This window comes from Pseudoalteromonas shioyasakiensis, assembly GCF_019134595.1.
GTDB classification, from domain to species: Bacteria; Pseudomonadota; Gammaproteobacteria; order Enterobacterales; family Alteromonadaceae; genus Pseudoalteromonas; species Pseudoalteromonas shioyasakiensis_A.
The window spans coordinates 3,574,408-3,594,658 of record NZ_CP077770.1; the positions used below are offsets into that span (position 1 = coordinate 3,574,408).

24 protein-coding genes are annotated in these 20,251 nt (G+C 42.0%); 6 read left to right on the forward strand and 18 right to left on the reverse strand.

From position 1 onward, the window contains the following. Positions 1 to 20: 20 nt before the first annotated feature. From KQP93_RS16540 to KQP93_RS16580, 9 genes are all read right to left on the reverse strand, one after another. Positions 21 to 506, reverse strand: a complete 486-nt coding sequence (locus KQP93_RS16540) for a chemotaxis protein CheW (RefSeq protein ID WP_054562868.1) — start codon at positions 504 to 506, stop codon at positions 21 to 23. After that, positions 503 to 2,584, reverse strand: a complete 2,082-nt coding sequence (locus KQP93_RS16545) for a chemotaxis protein CheA (RefSeq protein WP_217875260.1) — start codon at positions 2,582 to 2,584, stop codon at positions 503 to 505. The genes KQP93_RS16540 and KQP93_RS16545 overlap by 4 nt, the downstream gene beginning before the upstream one ends. A 15-nt stretch (positions 2,585 to 2,599) precedes the next feature. Continuing rightward, positions 2,600 to 2,962 (reverse strand): response regulator, encoded by a 363-nt coding sequence (locus KQP93_RS16550; RefSeq protein WP_054562870.1) that lies wholly within the window; start codon positions 2,960 to 2,962, stop codon positions 2,600 to 2,602. Between the two features lie 9 nt (positions 2,963 to 2,971). After that, positions 2,972 to 3,244, reverse strand: coding sequence for an STAS domain-containing protein (locus KQP93_RS16555; RefSeq protein ID WP_054562871.1), 273 nt, complete (start codon positions 3,242 to 3,244; stop codon positions 2,972 to 2,974). Between the two features lie 169 nt (positions 3,245 to 3,413). Then, the gene (locus KQP93_RS16560; RefSeq protein ID WP_254907693.1) at positions 3,414 to 4,031 is read right to left on the reverse strand and encodes an SCO family protein; all 618 of its coding nucleotides are present in this window, start codon (positions 4,029 to 4,031) and stop codon (positions 3,414 to 3,416) included. Then, positions 4,028 to 4,936: a heme o synthase gene (gene cyoE / locus KQP93_RS16565; protein ID WP_217875262.1), complete on the reverse strand. Its 909-nt coding sequence runs from the start codon at positions 4,934 to 4,936 to the stop codon at positions 4,028 to 4,030. The genes KQP93_RS16560 and cyoE overlap by 4 nt, the downstream gene beginning before the upstream one ends. Before the next feature lie 9 nt (positions 4,937 to 4,945). Continuing rightward, positions 4,946 to 5,935 carry a COX15/CtaA family protein gene (locus KQP93_RS16570; RefSeq protein ID WP_217875263.1) on the reverse strand — a complete coding sequence of 330 codons (990 nt, stop codon included), beginning with the start codon at positions 5,933 to 5,935 and terminating at the stop codon, positions 4,946 to 4,948. 20 nt (positions 5,936 to 5,955) lie between these two features. Further along, positions 5,956 to 6,450, reverse strand: a complete 495-nt coding sequence (locus tag KQP93_RS16575; RefSeq protein ID WP_217875264.1) for a transmembrane cytochrome oxidase associated protein — start codon at positions 6,448 to 6,450, stop codon at positions 5,956 to 5,958. Further along, positions 6,431 to 7,180: an SURF1 family protein gene (locus KQP93_RS16580; RefSeq protein ID WP_217875265.1), complete on the reverse strand. Its 750-nt coding sequence runs from the start codon at positions 7,178 to 7,180 to the stop codon at positions 6,431 to 6,433. The genes KQP93_RS16575 and KQP93_RS16580 overlap by 20 nt, the downstream gene beginning before the upstream one ends. A 14-nt stretch (positions 7,181 to 7,194) precedes the next feature. On the opposite strand from KQP93_RS16580, the gene KQP93_RS21635 reads away from it, so the two are divergent. After that, positions 7,195 to 7,506 (forward strand): DUF2909 domain-containing protein, encoded by a 312-nt coding sequence (locus tag KQP93_RS21635; protein WP_217875266.1) that lies wholly within the window; start codon positions 7,195 to 7,197, stop codon positions 7,504 to 7,506. Here the strand turns inward: KQP93_RS21635 and KQP93_RS16590 are convergent. From KQP93_RS16590 to lexA, 5 genes are all read right to left on the reverse strand, one after another. Further along, on the reverse strand, positions 7,406 to 8,281 hold the full coding sequence (locus KQP93_RS16590) for a cytochrome c oxidase subunit 3 (RefSeq protein ID WP_054562877.1): 876 nt from the start codon (positions 8,279 to 8,281) through the stop codon (positions 7,406 to 7,408). The two genes, KQP93_RS21635 and KQP93_RS16590, sit on opposite strands and share 101 nt — an antisense overlap. A 37-nt stretch (positions 8,282 to 8,318) precedes the next feature. Next, positions 8,319 to 8,849, reverse strand: a complete 531-nt coding sequence (locus tag KQP93_RS16595) for a cytochrome c oxidase assembly protein (RefSeq protein WP_054554454.1) — start codon at positions 8,847 to 8,849, stop codon at positions 8,319 to 8,321. Further along, complete coding sequence (gene ctaD, locus KQP93_RS16600) at positions 8,849 to 10,444, reverse strand: cytochrome c oxidase subunit I (protein WP_054554455.1); 1,596 nt, start codon at positions 10,442 to 10,444, stop codon at positions 8,849 to 8,851. Before ctaD ends, KQP93_RS16595 begins: the two co-directional genes overlap by 1 nt. Further along, the gene (coxB, locus tag KQP93_RS16605; protein ID WP_054562878.1) at positions 10,444 to 11,586 is read right to left on the reverse strand and encodes a cytochrome c oxidase subunit II; all 1,143 of its coding nucleotides are present in this window, start codon (positions 11,584 to 11,586) and stop codon (positions 10,444 to 10,446) included. The genes ctaD and coxB overlap by 1 nt, the downstream gene beginning before the upstream one ends. Before the next feature lie 437 nt (positions 11,587 to 12,023). Further along, on the reverse strand, positions 12,024 to 12,641 hold the full coding sequence (gene lexA / locus KQP93_RS16610) for a transcriptional repressor LexA (protein ID WP_054554457.1): 618 nt from the start codon (positions 12,639 to 12,641) through the stop codon (positions 12,024 to 12,026). 161 nt (positions 12,642 to 12,802) lie between these two features. On the opposite strand from lexA, the gene KQP93_RS16615 reads away from it, so the two are divergent. Further along, positions 12,803 to 13,240 carry a PaaI family thioesterase gene (locus KQP93_RS16615; protein ID WP_217875267.1) on the forward strand — a complete coding sequence of 146 codons (438 nt, stop codon included), beginning with the start codon at positions 12,803 to 12,805 and terminating at the stop codon, positions 13,238 to 13,240. A 7-nt stretch (positions 13,241 to 13,247) separates the two neighbouring features. Here the strand turns inward: KQP93_RS16615 and KQP93_RS16620 are convergent, their stop codons facing one another. Beyond that, positions 13,248 to 13,628 carry a hypothetical protein gene (locus KQP93_RS16620; RefSeq protein ID WP_217875268.1) on the reverse strand — a complete coding sequence of 127 codons (381 nt, stop codon included), beginning with the start codon at positions 13,626 to 13,628 and terminating at the stop codon, positions 13,248 to 13,250. A 158-nt stretch (positions 13,629 to 13,786) separates the two neighbouring features. On the opposite strand from KQP93_RS16620, the gene KQP93_RS16625 reads away from it, so the two are divergent. Further along, positions 13,787 to 14,512, forward strand: a complete 726-nt coding sequence (locus tag KQP93_RS16625) for a hypothetical protein (RefSeq protein ID WP_217875269.1) — start codon at positions 13,787 to 13,789, stop codon at positions 14,510 to 14,512. Here KQP93_RS16625 and KQP93_RS16630 read toward each other — a convergent pair. After that, the gene (locus KQP93_RS16630; RefSeq protein WP_217875270.1) at positions 14,487 to 14,840 is read right to left on the reverse strand and encodes a VOC family protein; all 354 of its coding nucleotides are present in this window, start codon (positions 14,838 to 14,840) and stop codon (positions 14,487 to 14,489) included. The two genes, KQP93_RS16625 and KQP93_RS16630, sit on opposite strands and share 26 nt — an antisense overlap. Before the next feature lie 116 nt (positions 14,841 to 14,956). Between KQP93_RS16630 and KQP93_RS16635 the strand changes: the two genes are divergently transcribed. From KQP93_RS16635 to KQP93_RS16645, 3 genes are all read left to right on the forward strand, one after another. Next, complete coding sequence (locus KQP93_RS16635) at positions 14,957 to 15,610, forward strand: endonuclease (protein ID WP_217875271.1); 654 nt, start codon at positions 14,957 to 14,959, stop codon at positions 15,608 to 15,610. A gap of 101 nt (positions 15,611 to 15,711) precedes the next feature. Beyond that, entirely contained in the window at positions 15,712 to 17,334 is a 1,623-nt protein-coding gene (locus tag KQP93_RS16640; RefSeq protein ID WP_217875272.1) for a S41 family peptidase, read from the forward strand. Next, positions 17,327 to 17,701 (forward strand): hypothetical protein, encoded by a 375-nt coding sequence (locus KQP93_RS16645; RefSeq protein ID WP_217875273.1) that lies wholly within the window; start codon positions 17,327 to 17,329, stop codon positions 17,699 to 17,701. Before KQP93_RS16640 ends, KQP93_RS16645 begins: the two co-directional genes overlap by 8 nt. Positions 17,702 to 17,734: 33 nt before the next feature. Here the strand turns inward: KQP93_RS16645 and hmpA are convergent, their stop codons facing one another. Both hmpA and KQP93_RS16655 read right to left on the reverse strand, forming a co-directional pair. Beyond that, complete coding sequence (gene hmpA / locus KQP93_RS16650) at positions 17,735 to 18,898, reverse strand: NO-inducible flavohemoprotein (RefSeq protein WP_217875274.1); 1,164 nt, start codon at positions 18,896 to 18,898, stop codon at positions 17,735 to 17,737. Between the two features lie 20 nt (positions 18,899 to 18,918). Continuing rightward, a complete protein-coding gene (locus KQP93_RS16655) occupies positions 18,919 to 20,151 on the reverse strand; it encodes an NnrS family protein (RefSeq protein ID WP_217875275.1) in 1,233 nt (410 codons plus the stop codon). Positions 20,152 to 20,251 lie beyond the last annotated feature (100 nt).

Below are 20,251 nucleotides of genomic sequence, written 5' to 3' on the forward strand. Positions count from 1 at the left end.
CTTCTTGTTAATCTACCCAGTTAAATGTCCATTGTTTTTTGTAGGTCAAGTAATGCGACCATTTTCTCACCCACATTGACTAAACCCGCAACAAATTGCGCGTTGTCTGAGTCAGACAAATGTGGCACTGCCTTCGCTTCATGCTCAGCAATGCTATAGACATCCGAGACGGCATCAACGGCGATGCCCATAATTTTACATGTATTTTCAAGCTGTACTTTTAGAACAATTACAACGGTTAACGGCCCGTATTCGATGGCTGAAATACCAAAACGAAGCCTTAAATCAATAATCGGCACTATGGTGCCACGCAGGTTGATAACCCCTTTGACGAAATCCGGTGAATTAGGGATCACCGTAATTTCTTCCCAACTGCGAATTTCTTGCACCGTTAAAATATCAACACCATACTCTTCTTCAGCCATGAAAAAGGTTAAAAACTGTTTTACATCTTGATCTTGTTCAAGGTTTAGCTTGTTATGCAGGTCGTCGTGCTGTGCAATCATGACGCCTCCAAATTCGCTTTTGATTCAATAATCAATTCTTGGCTCCCAGGCTTTCTAAGCCCAGATAATTTAATCAAACCACTAATATCAACAATCAAAGAAACACGACCATCCCCTAGAATTGTCGCCCCTGAGACACCATCAACTTTTTGATAATTGGCCTCTAAGCTTTTGATCACCACTTGCTGTTGCGACAATAAGTCATCAACCAATAAACCTACTTTTTGGTTGTCACTCTCAACGACAACCAACAAGGTTTTATCAAGCGTTTCAATCGCTCCTTTATGATTGAAAATGTTATAAAGCCTTAAGATTGGAATATATTCGTCACGTAAGCGCAGCACATCTAAGTCTTTGCCTACCCGACTCACTTTACTAATATCGATTTGCAATGACTCAATAATCGAAATCAGTGGGATAATATAAGTATGTTCAGCAATCCGGACTAACTGCCCATCTAAAATAGCCAGCGTTAGCGGTAGGCGAATTGTAAATGTCGACCCCACGCCAGGCGCAGATGCCACTTCAACAGAGCCGCTTAGCGCTTCAATATTTCGCCTAACTACATCCATACCCACGCCACGACCCGATAAGTCGCTGACTTGATCGGCTGTAGAAAATCCTGGTAAGAAAATAAGTTCGTTGATTTCGTTATCAGACAAATCGTCTGTTTCTGAAATTAGGCCGTTTTTAATCGCCTTTTCACGAATTTTAGTGGTATTGAGACCTTGGCCATCGTCCATAATTTCGATAACGATATTGCCACCTTGATGAAACGCATTGAGCGTTACTGTGCCTACAGGGTTTTTGCCTGCAGCGACACGTTTATCAACGGTTTCTAAGCCATGATCTAGGGAGTTTCTCACTAGATGCACCATAGGATCAGAAAGCTTCTCCATCACCGTTTTATCTAGTTCGGTTTGCTCACCCAGTAATTTAAGCTCGACTTGTTTATCAAGCTTTTGCGAGATATCTCGCACTAAGCGAGGAAAGCGACTAAACACAAAGCTTATAGGCAACATGCGAATACGCATGACATTTTCTTGTAAGTCACGAGTATTATGTGCCAACTGAGCCAAGCCCTCTTGTAACGAGGCTATTGTTGTTTCTGTGATTTCTTGCTCACCCAGCTGGCTTAACATCGCTTGGGTAATAACTAATTCACCGACCATATTAATCAATGAATCAACTTTGTCGATACCAACCCTAATTGAGGTTGATTCTGCATTGGCCGTGGTTGCTTTAACTGGCGCTGGCTTTTTAGAATCAGTAGCTGGTTTAACTTCTGCAGGCTCAGCCTCTTTTGCTGGCGCAGTTTCTTCAGCAACAGTTTCAGCTGCTGTAATCTCTTCATCACCAAACAAACCACCACATAGGGTGATGGTGATATCAGCGTCATCTTCAACCCATTCGAAAATTTCTTCTATGCAGCTTTGCTCTTTGTCTGTGGTTAAGAAAAAGCGCCACGACAAGAAACAGTCTTCAGGGGCAAGGTTAGTGATATCAGGCACATCATCTTGAAAGGCTTGTGTTTCAAGCTCACCTAGCTCAGCCAACTCACTGATCATATACAGTGGTTCATTACCGGTTTTAAATAAATGATGATGTGGTTTGAAATCGATTTGATAGGTATTAAAGCTGCTTTCGCTAACAGCTTCTTGCGCTTGCTCAGTCTCTTTACTTGCAGCACGCATACCAAGAATTTCTTCAAACTTAATACGCAATTCATCAGCTTCAGTTAAGTCTGGCTGCTGCTCAGCTTGTAGAGTTCTGAGTAAAGCCCGTAAACAGTCAACTGATTTTAAAAGTAAATTTACATGCTCAGCAGTAAGATCCCGTGAACCTTCACGGATTTGATCTAACAGGGTTTCGAGAACATGAGTAAAGTCTGCAACAGCACTAAAACCAAAGGTACCGCTGCCTCCTTTTATTGAATGCGCAGCGCGAAAAATTGTATTTATGGTCTCTAAGTCTTCTTCGCCAGGCACTAAGTTTAATAACTCAGCCTCCATAGCGTCGAGCCCTTCGAAGCTTTCTTCGAAGAATACTTCAAAAAATTGGCTTAGATCTATACTCATGCCCCGCTCCTATTATTAGCGAATCACTTTTTTCAATACCGCTAACAATTGCTCAGGATTAAATGGCTTAACAATCCAACCAGTTGCACCAGCAGCTTTACCTTCAGACTTTTTATCAAGACCCGACTCTGTGGTCAGCATCAGTAAAGGTGTGAACTTGTAATTAGGTAAGCTACGTAATTCACGGATAAGGGTAATACCATCCATTACCGGCATATTCACATCAGAAATAACAGCATCAAAGCCTTGTTGTTTTGCGATATTTAAAGCTTCGCTGCCGTCTTTCGCTTCTGTAACATCAAAGCCAGCTTTTTTAAGCGTAAAACCAACCATTTGGCGCATAGATGCAGAATCGTCTACTGCTAAAATTCTTTTCATAAAAACCTCTTAATTGGCATTCTCAAGCACAAGATAATGGCTTAAGCCCAAACTATTAATTGCCTGTTGCAACGGCTTACTCTCGCCAACCCAAATAATTTTGTGTTGCACCGAAAGCAAATGCTTCTGTAATGCACATAAAAGCTGAATTGATGCTGTGTCAGCACGGGTCACCTCACTGATATCCAGACAGATATCATCATTTGCTGACAACTCTTGTAGCAAATCTTGATGGAGTGTTTCGACCTGACTAATAGCTAATTCTGTAGGGAGCTTTAACATTACTTATACCTTCCCTGCTTTAAACAATTCATAACAAAAGCTTAGACTGACTAAATAAAAATGCCATAATTTGAATCAAAAAATAGTAAAATTTTTTAGTAGCTTAGACATTTATGTCAAAAAAGGAAGCTTTTCTTTTGCTGAAAATGACTCCCTTAACCAAGAAAATTTACTTTGCGTAATAATCTGCTATTTTTTTGAACTCTTCAGTCAAAGTTGTGGCGTTTATTAATGGCACACTGCCTTGTTTAAATTCAGGCTTAAAAATCGCACGTACCGAGCCATCACCATCAACCATCACTACTGACGCGCTATGATCAACGGCATATTCTTGCTCATCACTATCATTAATTGCGTAAATTAAGCCAAGCTCTCTGACAAATGGAAAAAGCTGTTTGTGTGGGCCTGATACTGCAAGAAAATCAGGATTAAAGTAATCAATGTAGGCTTTGCGTTTTTCGGTTTTATCACGCTTTGGGTCAACGGCCACAAACCATACCTGCACTTTGTAATCTTGGCTTAACTGCTTTTGTACTGCGGTTAGTTTCGCCAATGTCATTGGACATATATCAGGGCAACTGGTGTAGCCTAAAAAGACCAAATTCCAATGCCCCATAAACTGACTGTTATCAGCGGGCGCACCATGTTGATCGGTTAATAAAAACGGACTAATCGGCTTTGCTTGCTCATAAACCAGTGCTTCTACTTCAGGAGCGGTGTTGTTTTTACCACAACCGGTTACAAACAATACCGCACTGAAACATAAAAAAGCGACGATTCGCGTCATAAAACTAACCATTTATCAATGAATAAGGCGATAAAGAGTAGCATTAAATGCACGATTGAAAAACGAAATAAGTCCATTGCTGTATCATCTTTTGGGGCAATTTTTAGTTTTAACGCTTTATAAATGAATATCGCGTTTAAAACGCTTGCACCTAATAAGTAAATTAGCCCTGACATGCCAATTAAATAAGGCAACACACATACCAAAGCAAGCAAAATGCTGTAGCCAATAACGCAGGTTTTACAAAATTCGATACCGTGAGTAACAGGCAACATAGGAATTTTTGCCCGCTCATAATCGCTTTTACGTGCAATCGCTAATGCCCAAAAATGTGGTGGGGTCCAAGTAAATATAATCATCACTAACAGCCAAGGAGCCGCAGCCATATGGCCTGTTTCAGACACCCACCCTAACAGCGGTGGCATAGCACCAGCCAAACCACCAATAACAATATTTTGCGGTGTAGCACGCTTTAAAAATGAGGTGTAAATAAAGGCATAGCCGACAAGCGCAAACAAAGTAAGAATCGCTGTGAGTGTATTCGCCCATACCATAAGCATAACAAAACCTAGCACACCAATAGTCGCAGCAAAGCTCAAAGCATGTTGTTTACTGAGCCGACCTTTTGCCACAGGACGATGACGTGTACGTGCCATTTTGCTGTCGATTTCACTATCAACAACATGATTGATCACGGCAGCAGCAGCAGACAGCAAGCCAATGCCTAGCAAACTTGCAAGCTGCACAAAGACCCCTCGCCCAACATCGGGAGCCAATGCCAAGCCAACCCACGCTGTTAGTACAAGCATGGCAACTACTTTAAACTTACTGATAGCTAAGTAATCTTTAAGTAACTCTGAACTTTGAATAAATAATGATTTTTCTGAGCTTAGTAATAATGCCATCACAGCCTCCTAGGTTCTTATTTTTAAGTGGAAGCATAGTCTTACCATGCTAAGCAATAACAATGCGGCCATTAGATTGTGCGCAAGCGCAACACTTAACGGAAAGTGCCAATGCACAACAGCTAGGCCTAAACAGATTTGGCACAACAAAGCGATTAACACAGTGACTGTGCAGTGCTTAATTTTTCGTGAGTAACAGCGTGAATATATGCGCCACATGATAATCGCTAACACCACACAAGTAACCAGCGCCCAAATACGATGCAGTAAGTGAATAGACATACGCGCTTGCTGCGATAACACGCCATATTCATAGGTACTGTGCTCGAGCGGCAATTGAAAAACGCTCTTCAAAGAAAACGGTTGTCCGTAGCTACACAGCGGTAAGCCATTACAGTGTGGAGCGGCGTAATTAGCTGCAAGCCAGCCACCCAATGCAATTTGCAGTATTAGCACCACCAAGCCCACCAGCGCTAATCGGTAATATGGCTTTGCGCCACTATCACTGCTAGCTACAGGTTCGGTTTTTAAACGTAGATACAATAAAAACAGCAACGACAAAATGCTAAAACCGCCAAGCAAGTGCCCCATAACAACCAAGGGCTGTAGGTTCATAGTGACAGTCCACATACCTAATACGGCCTGGAATATCACCAGCAATAATAGTGCTAATGGCAGTTTAACCGGCGTATTAGGATATTGGCGTTTTAAAAATGCAAAAACAAACAACGCTAAAATTAATAGGCCAAGGGCACCGGCAAAATAGCGATGGATCATTTCTTTCCAAGCTTTTGCTGCTTCAAACATCATATCAGGGTAGTTGTTTTCAACATGTAACAGAGCCGTTTCATGTTTTGGGACAGTTAAAAATCCATAGCAACCTGGCCAGTCAGGGCAACCAAGCCCAGCATCACTCAGCCGTGTATAAGCACCAAGCCCAACAACTAAGATAGAGAAGAAAACCGTAATTAAGACTAAATATTTATAATTTTTATACATCTTTATCCCCTTAATGAGGTTTAACTTGAACGCGCATAGTTAAGTAGTTTCTTTAAGTCTTTAAGTAAGCCTTTTTGAATAAGTCTGTTTTGTTCTGGCTCAGCCGTGTAGGGGTAATGCAAAACCACTAAGCCCATGTGATCAACCAAATATAAGTCTCCCGCTTTGAGCGCAGGACTTACTGCTAATTGACGCCAATTTGCCGATACCTGCTGTTGATTTGTCAGTACCGCCACATCCACTTTTTGCTGATTTTTACCTAAAGCGACATATAGGTTATCTAGACTGGCTAATTGGTTTGCACAAACTTCACTGCACTCTTTTGGATAATTAAGCGCAATAGTCCACTGTTTAGGATCGCCTTGTTGCCAATCAGCTAATTTAACTTCTTCGCTTAAAAGCTCACCATGATTACTCGAACCACTCGGTAACCACTCAAGCTTTAATGCTGCATAAGCAAGTACCAGCGGCACAAAACAGCATAAAACGAATAAACTAAGCGGGTTTATTTTCATAACCTCTCCTTCTCATCGCAAAATAAGCAATAACCACACACGCTAAGCCGATTAATAACCATTGCACGGCATAGGCGTAATGTTTATCTGGCCCCATCACGACACTCTGGTAATGCGGGGTTGCAATACCATCTGCCTCATTGCGATAACCAATAAAGTCTTGTAAGGGCTTTGCTAATTGAGCACTAAAGATTGCTAAATCGATGCCTTGAATACGTTTAGGCCAACCTTGCTCTGCACCAATCTCATCGGCAAGAGTGAAGCCTTGTAAGTTGCCTTGTTTCAATTGCACTGTAGCCGTAAACCTTGTTGATTCTGGCCACACAACGGTTGGCAACTGGCTGCGGTTTGTTGGAGCTTTTAGCCAACCAAAGTTAACGATTAAAGGCGCGGTTTCACCTGCAATTGTCATCGCTACCAGTAAGTCATAACCCACTTGCCCTTGGTAAATTTGATTATCAAGTAGCCAGTACTGTTGTTTATTTACCTCGCCAGAAACCTTGACTTGCAAGCCCGTTTTATTCAGCTCTCTAGGTAAATTTTGCAGCTCTTGCCAGCTTATAACCCCTTGCTCTTTCGAAACGGCCAACTGGCTTAGTTGCTGCTGTTTTTGTTCGCCTCGCTGGTATTGCCAAACGCTTAGTCGTAAACAAATAAGCACTGCAAGTATCACAACGCAAATTGCGATAATTGAGCTAAGCTTTTGTTTACGCCATAAAATTAACTGCATTTGGAATACCTAATATGATTAAAATCATTATTGTTTTGTTATTACTTTATATTCTGTTCAACCTATTTAGAGCGCTGTTTGTGATGATGTCAGCAAAAGAGCACTCGAAACCCATGTCGCATTACTTAGGTCGTCGAGTGCTGTTTTCAGGTATTGTGCTGGTGCTCATCATTGCCGCAATGAAATTAGGCTTTATTCACACCAACCCGTCGCCGCTTCACAAAGCTACAGCACGTACACAAATACAAATAAACACAACCACACCACATCAACAAAGTGCCAATACCAAGCAGCCGCTTGAAAGGCAAAGTGCTTTTCACTCGTGAAGTGGCCTTTAAAAATTCTAAGTAGCACCACAAATAAAATAATGGTGCCTAGTGTCACGTGCATACCGTGAAAGCCCGTTAACAAGAAAAAGGTATTCCCATAAACGCCCGCATCTAAGGTCAAACCTAAATCTTGGTATGCATGCATATACTCGTAAACTTGTAAGCCAAGGAAAATCACACCTAACAGCACGGTTAAAGATAAAAATACCTTTAGAGCGCCGCGCTTATTGTTTTCTATCGCAACATGAGCAAAGTGAATTGTGACCGATGAGGTAAGCAGAATAAGCGTGTTGATCAATGGTAGACCTTGCCAGCCCATAGCCTGTGTGGTCTCGCCCGCTGGCGTAGTTAATAGCGGCCATACGGCTTCAAAGGTTGGCCAAAGTACTTCGTTGGTCATGGCATTATTACCAGCGCCACCGAGCCAAGGCACTGAAATCATTCGAGCGTAAAAAAGAGCGCCAAAAAATGCCATAAAGAACATAACCTCAGAGAATATAAACCAGCTCATACCTTGTCTGAATGAGCGGTCCATTTGTGCTGAGTAAAGCCCTTTATGAGATTCTTCAATAACGTTTCTAAACCAGCTAAAAACCATATAAATTAATATGGCAATGCCTAGATACAAGACATACTGACCACTACTGCCTTCACCACTTACTTGCATCACAGTTAAACCAGCACCGACAGCAATTAAAAACATCGCAATGGCGCCAACTATTGGCCAAGGACTCTCGGCTGGAACATAGTATTTTTCATAATTTTGATTCATTTTGTTTGCTCCCAATTAGCAATTAGCTTGGCGGCTTTTAATCGTTTTTAGCCACAACATGCCCGCTAATATCAAACACGGTATACGACAACGTCAGTTCCTCAACATCGTCGGGTAACTCAGTATCAACATAAAACAACAAGGTAAATTCCATTTCTTCACCGGCTTTCATTGGCTGCTGATCAAAGCAAAAACAGGCGATTTTGTGTAAGTACTTTGCCGCTTTCCCCGGTGATACCGATGGAATTGCTTGCATGACTTTGTCTTCATTACTGGTGTTCTTTGCTGAGAATTTAACTTCACGCATGGCACCAGGTTGTACCGCCACGCTGTATTGCTCAGACTGCACCTTAAATGGCGCGCCGCTTTGAGCGTGAGTGGTAAAGCTGACATCAACTTGGCGCTGTGTATTTATTGATTCACTCGCGCTCGCTTTTTCTAATGATGGCTTACCATTCAACCCTGTAACGTCGCAAAACACGTCGTAAAGCGGCACCATTGCAAAAGCAAATGCGAACATGAGCAAGCATGTAATCAGCAGTTTTTTTAGCAAAGGTGCATGGTTCATTACTTAATCTCCGGCGGTGTTTCAAAAGTGTGATAAGGCGCTGGAGAATCTACTTCCCACTCTAAACCTTCAGCTCCATCCCATACTTTGGCAGGCGCTTTTTCACCCCCTCTAGCACATTTAAATACCACTAACACAAACAACAGTTGCGATAAGCCAAATGCAAAACCACCAATACTGATAATGGCGTTAAAGTCAGCGAATTGCAGAGCATAGTCAGGAATACGACGCGGCATACCGGCAAGACCAACAAAGTGCATAGGGAAGAACAGCACGTTGACACTGATTAGCGATAACCAGAAATGCCATTTCGCTAGCGTTTCGTTGTACATGTTGCCGGTCCATTTCGGTAGCCAATAATAGGCTCCCGCCATAATTGAGAACACAGCCCCTGTCACAAGCACATAATGGAAGTGTGCCACCACAAAATAGGTATCGTGATACTGGAAATCTGCCGGTGTAATCGCAAGCATCAAGCCGGAGAAACCACCTAAGGTGAATAACACAATAAAGGCGATGGCAAACATCATCGGAATTTCGAAGCTAATCGAACCGCGCCACATGGTGGCCACCCAGTTAAACACTTTGACGCCCGTTGGCACCGAGATAAGCATAGTGGCGTACATGAAGAACAACTCACCAGCCACAGGCATCCCAGTGGTAAACATATGGTGTGCCCAAACGATAAAACTTAGCAGCGCAATTGATGAAGTTGCATACACCATAGACGCATAGCCAAATAATTTTTTACGCGAAAAGGTCGGCACAATAGTCGATATAATGCCAAAAGCCGGCAAAATCATGATGTACACTTCTGGGTGACCGAAGAACCAGAAAATATGCTGGAACATCACAGGGTCGCCCCCTCCCGCGGCATCAAAAAAGCTCGTTGCAAAGTATTTATCGGTCAACACCATAGTGACCGCCCCAGCTAGAACTGGCATAACAGCAATTAACAAAAATGCTGTGATTAACCATGTCCATACAAATAGCGGCAGCTTCATCCACGTCATACCCGGCGCTCTTAAGTTGACGATAGTCACGATAACGTTAATCGCCCCCATAATTGAGCTGATACCCATGATATGTACGGCAAACACAAAAAGTGCAGTGTTGTCGTTACTGTAAGTTGTTGATAGTGGTGCGTAGAAAGTCCAACCAAACGCAGGACCACCACCAGGCATAAGTAACGAAGCCAAGAGGATTAAAAATGCGAAAGGCAAAATCCAAAAGCTCCAGTTATTCATACGAGGTAAGGCCATATCTGGTGCGCCTATCATCATAGGTACCATCCAGTTTGCAAGCCCAGTGAATGCAGGCATAACGGCACCAAACACCATGATCAAACCATGTACGGTAGTCATTTGGTTAAAAAAGTGCGGATCAACTAACTGTAACCCAGGCTGAAACAGTTCAGCGCGGATCACCATTGCCATCGCTCCACCAATTAAAAACATGGTGAGTGAAAAAATCAGGTATAAACTCCCGATGTCTTTATGATTGGTGGTGTAAAGCCAACGCTTAAAACCTTTAGCAGGATGATGATGGTCGTGATGCGCATGCCCAGTTGCTTGCTCGTTAATAACGTTACTCATTAGTTCGCCTCCGCAGCTGCATCAATCGCGGCTTGAATTTGACTCGGTTGGATAACATCGCCGGTATCATTACCCCACGCGTTTCGCTTATAAGTAATAACCGCAGCAAGTTGCTTAATTGAAAGCTGTTTATCAAACGCTTGCATTGCTGTGCCAGGCTTACCGTGTAACACAATATCTATGTGATCTTTTACATCACCTAACACAATGGGGCTGCCTTTAAGTGCTGGAAACACGCCTGGTAAGCCCATACCAGTAGGTTGATGACATGCCGCACAACTTGCCATATACACTTGCTCACCTAAGACCATAAGCTCTTCTTTAGGTAATGTTTGATCAAGCAAAGCCGCATCTGCTGCAGCCGCATTGGCTTTTTCTTGCTTGGCATCTGCAAGCCAATTAGCAAACTCATCTTCAGGTAAGGCTTTCACCACAACAGGCATAAAGCCATGATCTTTACCGCATAACTCAGCACATTGACCACGGTACACACCTGGCTCGTTAATACGTGTCCACGCTTCATTGATAAATCCAGGATTTGCGTCCTTTTTAACCGCAAAATCAGGCACCCACCATGAATGAATTACATCGTCTGAGGTCATTAAAAAGCGAACTTTTTTATTGATAGGAAGTACTAGCGGTTTATCTACCTCGAGCAAATAATGCTCAGTTTTCTCTGCTTGGTTGTCTATTTGATCTTTGGGAGTAGATAGAATCGAGTAATAAGCAATGTCTTCACCCATGTACTCGTAATGCCACTTCCATTGTGAGCCGGTCACTTTAATGGTGATATCGGCTTTAGAGGCATCTTCCATGGCAATCAAAGTTTTTGTCGCTGGCACAGCCATGGCGATTAAGATGACAAATGGAATGGCAGTCCAAAGTATTTCAACTTTTGTACTTTCATGAAATTGGGCAGGCTTGGCCCCTTTGGATTTACGGTGGTGTATTAAAGCCCAAAACATCACCGCAAATACGATGATGCCGATTACACAGCAGATAATAAATATCGTCATGTGTAACTCATAAACATTATTACTTATATCGGTCACCCCTTTTCGCATATTGTATTGGCTATTTGCCAATGCAAGCTCAGGAAGTGCAAACAATATAAGCCACAAGGCGTAACGCAGTTTACCCATGTGACGGCTCCTTTAGATGCTATTGCAAGACGCAAAGCGAAAAGGCGGTACAACAATATGCCCATTCGTTTTTCTTATTGTTCAGAGCGACTACGTATCATTTTGACCCACTGATGATACCGACCCCCTGTCTAACACCTCGCACATTTTTGTGTCTTTTTATTAATTAGGTGTTAATACAGTGTATTAACCAATTAGTTAAAAAATGACCAATAAGCAAGTTTTAATGATAATAAATGTTTATTTTGGTGCAGAAATAACAACTATAATCAGCGCGTTATTTAATGTTCAGGAGTAAAAACGAAATATAAAAAGAGAGGAAAACTGCGCCATATAAGGCTTTAAATGAAGAGTAAGGATTCACAAATCCTATTTAAGTAGTAAAATTTCAGCGGCGCACCAAATTGAGTCAATTTAATGCACCAAATTGGGAACACTTACATCCAATCAGCGTTACGAATTACACCTACCGCTAATCCCTCGATGTTGAACGACTCGTGCTCTAGATCAACCTCGATAGGCGAAAACTCTTCGTTCTCAGCATGTAAAAGCACTTTGCGACCCGCTTTTTCTAGACGCTTAACTGTTACATCTTCATCGACTCGAGCTACAACTACTTGCCCGTTTTCAGCAACTTGTGTTCTGTGTACTGCAAGCAAGTCGCCATCCATAATACCAATGTCTTTCATACTCATGCCATTTACACGCAGTAAGAAATCGGCTGCAGGCTTAAATAATGAAGGATCAACTTGGCAGTGACTTTCAACATGCTCTTGCGCCAAAATAGGTTCACCGGCTGCAACACGGCCAATTAAAGGTAAGCCTAGTTGCTCTGGCTCATCTTCTTCAATTAACTGAATACCGCGACTCGCCCCTGGCTTCATTTTGATCATGCCTTTTTTTGCCAGTGCTTTTAGGTGTTCTTCAGCAGCGTTGGCACTTTTAAAACCCAATGTTTGAGCTATTTCAGCACGCGTAGGTGGCATGCCTGTATCTTTAATAAAGACTTTAATTAGTTCTAAAATTTGCGATTGGCGTTTAGTTAATGGGCGCATACAACTGGTTTTCCATACAGTACATTTAACTGTGAGTATATACAGTTATTTGAAAATCGCAAATTTAAATTATCCCCTTCATATTGCTACAAAACTAACATTGAACCACACCGAAAGATGCCATAAGGTATTATCTTTTATTAGCAGGCTAAGGAAACACAATGAGTATTTGGCATCACCCCATCACATTAGAGCAATGTAAAGAACTAGAACAAGGGATCACCGGGCAAGGCACTTTAATGAAAACAATGGGCATTGAGGTGACTGAAATTGGTGATGATTATTTAATGGCAACCATGCCTGCTATTCCTGAGCATCATAACCCTATGGGTATGGTTCATGGCGGAGCAAACGTTGTATTAGCAGAGACAGTAGCAAGCTATGCAGCCAATTTCGTGGTTGATTTCAGTAAGTTTTATGCTGTTGGCCAAGAAATTAATGCCAACCACATGAAAGCATCACGTAAAGGAACGTTAACAGCAACTGCGAGACCACTTCATTTAGGTAAGAGAACTTCTGTTTGGGATATTAAAATTACCAATGCCGCAGGAGAGCTTTGCTGCGTATCAAGAATGACCGCAGCTGTTATAGAACGCTAAATTCAGACTACTTTTCGACAGGATAAATAGTAATTTCAATCCCTGCGCCAATTGCTGAGATACGTAACAAGGTATCGGCATGCAGGGGTTGGTTAAAGCATTTAGGCGAATTACCTGACTCAAAGCCCATATCAAATGTACGCTTTGAGCACGATAACCACTGTTTTAATGCATTACGCGAGCAAGACTCAATAAGCTCGCAAAGCTGGTTAATGGCTTTATCTGGAGAGCTGATATCTGCGGTTGCTTCAATACGTGCTAGTTGGCGGTATTCATCTTGGTCATAATGTAAAACCATGGCGTTTTTCTTCAAATCAGCAACAAGCGCACTAATATCGTGCTTTGATTCAAGCTCCAGATCTACATTTAAAAATTGAATTTCCGACATACTCTCGTTTTTACCCTCTATTGATATCGACTGAAACTTTAACTCAGTTTTGTATATATACCAAATCTAGAATACAGTTAATGCGACATTATGCCGCATTGGCAATCTAGCTAAACAACCTAAAATAGCGCCCACATAACAATAATAACGGGGTAATAATGAATAAACGCCTGTTTAAGTATGCTCGTAAAGGGCATAAATGGCTTGGTTATTTACTTGCTTTACAGATCTTTTTTTGGCTTTTAGGTGGGCTTGTGATGAGCTCATTACCACTTGAAAAAGTGCATGGTAAGCATCTGGCTAATCGCAGTTTAAGTAGCCCATTTTTATTGTCGGACTCCCCTGCTTCAATTGATAAAATAACAGCGCAATTTGAGCAAATCGAAGGTATTAAATATAGCCATTTTTTGAATACCCCGATTATAGAAGTCACATCCTCTAGCGGTACGCTTACTTTTGATGGCAGAACAGGTGCTAAAATGCCTGCACCGAGTAAAGCGCAAATCATTGAAAATGCACAAGCCCATTTGCTTATTGACGCAAAAATAACGCAAGCGCAGTTATTAACAAAAGGGCCTAGAGAAGTCGGTCACAAAGCCAATGTTTGGCAAGTTAGCTTCGATGATTGGTTAACAACAACCTTATATTTAGATAGCCAAACCGGTAAAGTTATTACGGTGCGCAGCACCCTGTGGCGCATTTTCGACTTTTTCTGGATGCTACACATTATGGATTATGATGAGCGTGAGAACTTTAATAACCCACTACTCATCAGCTTCTCAGCCACCAGCGTACTGTTTTGTATTACAGGAATTCTTTTGTTACTGCAAAACGTTCGAATTAAACGTAAAAAGCCAGCTACACGTGTTGGTCAATCAAAATAGGATTGCCATCTGGGTCGGTGATAATAAAACTTGCGTCACCGGCCTTTTGTATTTCTAATCCTTGTTGCTGAAAATGTGCAGCTAATTGCTCAAAGGTTGCAAATTCATCCAAAGTTTCAGCATTTTGATCCCACCCAGGATTAAAGGTCAGCATGGTTTTATCAAACATACCTTGAAACAAACCTATCAAATGTTCACCGTTTTTCATTATTAGCCAATGCTGTTCTATCTCCCCAGCAAACTCTTTGAAACCTAGCTTTTCATAAAACTGCTTTGAAGCACGAATATCTTTTACATTTAGACTTACAGAAAAAGCACCTAATAACATGGTTGTAATTCCTTTAATAAAAACGGCCTAACAACTATAGCTGAGTTGAAAAACTTTTCCTTTTTAGAATAGTAGCTCTAAAATGGCGACTCCTGTAGTTCACTGATGTGATGGATATGCGTTTATTTCTATACTTAGCCCTTTGTTTTATTTTCACTTTTCCTATATCCGCTAAAGAATTTTCGAGCTTTTACAGTGCCAAAAAGCACTTAATTAAAAACATTCCAAGTAATAGTAAAAGCTTATATTGTGGTTGCGATATCAAGCGCCAAGGTAAAAAGCTTGTGCCAGACCCTAATGCGTGTGGTTATATCCCAAGAAACCCAGTCACCCGCTCAGGAAAAGAGAATGCTCGCGCAAAAAGAATAGAGTGGGAGCACATTGTGCCTGCCTGGGAGTTTGGCCACCAATTACAGTGCTGGCAGGATGGTGGTCGCAAAAACTGTAAAAAGGTCAGTGAAAAGTTTCGTCAAATGGAAGCTGATATTAATAACCTTGCACCTGCTATAGGCGAGATCAATGCAGACCGTTCAAACTTTCGCTACGGCATGGTGTCAACATCAAGCGCAAGTTACGGAGCATGCCCTGTAAAAATCGATTTTAAGCAACGCGTATTTGAGCCACCTATTTATGCAAGAAAGAAAATAGCCGCTACCTATTTTTATATGCAAAAAACCTATGGCTTAAAAATATCTGACAAACAACGCAAGCTGTTTGAATCGTGGCAAAAGATTGAAATAGCAGAAATTAGCAATCATAAGTCTTTATAACTAAAAAGCACATTCGTTTACATTTCAGACGCTATAACTTATTGCTTTCATAGCAGGTAATTGCTAGTTTTTAGTCAATTACTATCGCAAAGGAAGCTCTCATGTTTACCAACAATAAACTTGCTTTAGCCGTTTTTTTAGCGGCCTCAGGCGCGTCTCTATCTGGCTGTGGCGGCGGTGGCTCATCGAGTAATACCGATACTACCAATCCGCCACCAACAACTTCAGAACCCACTTGGACGGCTGGTGTTTTTGAGCCATCGAGCGAGTTTAAAGATCAATGCGCCGTACCACGTACTGGCAATGATCCATATAACAATAATCAACCTTACCCAGATACAGCAGGGTCTGAATTTACTGAGAAGATGTGGCTACGTTCATGGAGTGACGAAACCTACCTTTGGTACGATGAAATAGAAGACAACAATCCTGACAACTTCAGCTCTGTCGCCGCTTATTTTGATCAGTTAAAGACCTTCGAAACAACTGATTCTGGTGCTTCTAAAGACAACTTTCATTTCAGCAGACCGACAGAAGAATATTATCAAGAGGCTCAATCAGGTGTGGTTTCTGGCTATGGTATCAATTGGGCATTTATCAGTAATGTTCCACCACGAGAGTTGCGTGTTGCCTATTTAGAGGATGACTCACCGGCTGCAAATGCAGGGTTACAACGCGGTGATACCATTTTAATGGTCGACGACGTTAGTATTAACACTAATACCCAAGAAGGCATAGATATTTTAAATGAAGCGCTATTTGGACCGACGGCTGGCGACTCTCACAACTTTGTTGTACAAAGTAACGATGGCACCGAAAAGTCGTTTACTCTAGTTGCAGGAAATATAACCCAATCACCCGTTCAGAATGTGAATACCTTAACAACTGGCAACGGTACAAAAGTGGGTTATATGCAATTTAATAGCTTTATCAGTATTGCTCAGCCTAAGCTGATAAATGCGGTGAACAAGTTCAAAGCCGACAATATTGATGAATTGGTTATCGACTTTAGATATAACGGTGGTGGCTTATTAGCGCTTTCATCGCAACTTGCCTATATGGTTGCTGGCCCGGCGAATACCGATGATTTCGATTATTATCAAACGATTCAAAACGATAAACAGCCGCAAGAGGACCCATATCCGTTTATTGATGTTGAAGTCGATTACTCTACCTTCAGATCAACGGGTAATACTTTACCCGACCTAAACCTCTCAAAAGTGTATGTGTTAAGTACAGATAACACCTGCTCCGCTTCAGAGGCGTTCATTAATGGTTTAAAAGGTATCGATGCTGAGGTGATCCTAATTGGTGGCACTACCTGCGGCAAACCCTACGGCTTTACCCCAACGCATAACTGTGCGACCACTTACTATACAATTCAATTTTCGGGCGCAAATGACAAAGGTTTTGGTGAATACTCAGACGGTTTAAAGCCAACTCCCTCACCTCAGTTTGATGCAGATGTAAGAGGATGTGAAGTTGCAGATGACTTTGACAACAAACTAGGTGATAGTCAGGAAAACTTATTAGCAACCGCGCTTTATCACATTGATAATAATACCTGCCCAATTGTGGTTGAGTCATCAAGTGCTAAGCAATCTAGCTTTACATCGCAAGCAACTCAAGAGGCTGGGCTACCACTTAAGATCAAGCAACCGCTTTACAAAGACAACATGGATTTAACCCGTCCACTACCAGCTAAGGAAGGTGATAATGAATAAAGCATTGTTATTAACCTGCACCTTACTGGCAAGTATCGCAGGCTGTAAAAGTACTCAAGCAGAGCAACCGCAAGATGCTACGCTTGTTCGGGTAAACCCGGGAGTGATTACTGATATACAGCAGGCTATTCAGTCTGCTAAGGGCGGTGCACTGGTCACCTTAGCCGATGATGTGTTTACTAAAAGCGCAGAGTTACTGATTGACCACGGCACCAACAAAGGGCCTGATGGCCTGCCAATTATGGGTGCCCATTCAATTCCTTCTGAGAAGTTTGTGTTGCAAAAAGCAGGCGAGCAATGCCTGCTTTACTACCCCAAAAAAGAGCTCCGTATTCCACTTCCTAATGTAGAGTGCGAAGTTAACTAACAAAAAGGCGCAGCTTAAGCTGCGCCTTTTACATCATAGGCTTTGGTGAGGACCAAACACCTCATAATGAATGCGTTCACTTGCAACCCCAATACCTAGTAGTTGCTCTTTTATCATTGCCATAAATGCGATTGGGCCACACAGGTAAAAGTCACCTTTGCTTATTGGTAAGCTGTCAGCGATGTGGTTTACATCCATTAAGCCCGCAAAATTCCCCCCCTTGCCATCTTTAAACCAGGTAACACAATGTAATGAAGCGTGCGCTTGCTGTTGCTTAAATAAGTACTCTTTAAAGGCAAACTGCGTCTCACTGTCGCAAGCATGCAGGTAATGAATTGGCTGATTATGTTGATTACTTAATAGTGTTTCTAGCATCGCCATCATCGGGGTTTGACCAACTCCCGCTGAAATCAACACGACAGGCGAGTCGATTTCGCGAAGCACAAAGTCGCCTGCAGGTGGGTAAATTTCTACCTCATCCCCCTCAGTTAAGCTGTGTAGATAGTTAGATACCAAGCCTTCTTTTTTAACGCTAATACGGTAATTGCGGCCATTACTTTGCTGCGATAAAGAGTATTGCCTAACTTGCGTTAAATCACTGTTTGCAGGCGTTACTTTAATCCCTAAATATTGGCCCGGTAAATACGCCACAACAGGCTTTGCATCGGCAGGCGTTAATGTGAAACTACAAATTTGCGATGACTCCATACGTTTTTCTGTAATAGTGACAGTACGGGTACCAAACCAGCCTCCCGGTGCCTTTTTGGTTTTTTGATATAACGACATCTCCTCGTTAATACATACATCTGCTAATAATGAATAGGCTTCACGCCATGCATACTCGACCTCAGGGGTAAATTGTTCAGGCAATAACTCTTTTAAAGTCGCAATTAAGTGTCCACCTACAATAGGATAATGCTCTGGCAAAATATGGTAACTGGTGTGTTTATGATTAATGCGCGCAAGCGCACCTTTTAACACTGCCAAGTTATCAATATTTGCCGCGTAGGCAGCTAAGGCATTAAATAGCGCAAATTGCTGAGAGCCCGATTGCTGGTGTGTCATATTAAAAATATTTTTAAGCTCTGGGTTGTAGCTAAACATACGATCATAAAAATACTCAGTCACTTGAGGGCCTGCTTGTGCAAGTAAAGGCAAAGTACTTTTAACAATCTGGATCGTTTTTTCAGATAACATAGTTTTTCCTATTGGAGAGATTAACCGCGGCGACCATCAACACGACGATTCACTAAGATGGGCGCACAATGAAATAAAAATAAGCTAAAGCCAGCAACCCACAGCAACGCACTTAACTGCCATGCAAGGTGATGACCTAAGTAAACGGGAAGTAACGAGCGTACAATGGCAGCTAACGCAATGAGTACAAATGCCAAACTAATGTATGCAGGGGCTTGTAATGCGCGCCCTGTGTGACCGTGAGAGACACGTACCATCATGGCGATGATCATCACACCGATGGTGCCAACAGTGATCAAATGAAGCGCATCTTTGAATAAGATAATAGAGCTGAAATAACTGAGCGCGATAAGTATTAAACCAACCGATAAAGCCCAATAAGCTACGTGTAATGACCATAGCAAAGACACTTTTAAAATCCCTTTATGCCACCACAAAACACACCGAGCCCCATGTAAACAGGCAAGCCAAGCAAAGATCCAGCCGGTACTCATTGCGCTAAAAAATAGCTGACTCATAAAAAACCACGCAATGGCGAAAAATGAGCTAACAACGACTAATTTATCAAGTTTGGGGGTGCTAACTTGTTCACTTAAATTAAGACCGCGTGCGGTAAAAAATGGCACAACTCGCCCAGCGACAACACCAACTAGCAGTGTCATGATAAGTACAGCGGTATCAACAACCCCCAGTGCCAGCGACATTTTATTAAGTACAACTAAGCTCAAAAAAATCACATTGAGTGCACAGAGCAAAGATGCGATGACAACAAATAAGTAGTTATGGCTGCTTTTCGCCTGTATCAGCATGTCAGCTAAAATAATAATTCCAGCTAGCCACCAAACGAGTTGTAATGCACTAACGATATATAGGTTAAGCTGCTCGAACCCTGCAATATCAATAAAAAAACTAAGCCGTGCAGCAAGCCAAATCATGCTCAGCAAACAAAGCTTAATACCACTTACACTCGGCACACCTGTCCAAGTTTGTGCGGCGGTGAGCAAAAATCCCATAGCAACCACGCCTGCAAAACCAAACAGCATTTCATGAGCATGCCAAAGCGTTGCGGGCATTGTTAGGTGCCACTGTGCATAGCCCGCTAAGATTAAAAACCAGTAACTCATAGCAAATACAGCTAAGGCACCTGCCGCCAAGAAAAAAGGCCGAAATGCTAATGCCCATAGCGGCCACTGGCTGAGTTGATAAAATTTGATCTTAGTTGGCATAGGTTCAGTTAAATTAATGACTTTCATTCGTGCTCTCAGCGTTTAATTTCACCTGCTATTGCACAGTTCGAGCCAGAAATAAAAACCATTAAATATCAATGCATTAATTTTAAACACTTGATAAAAA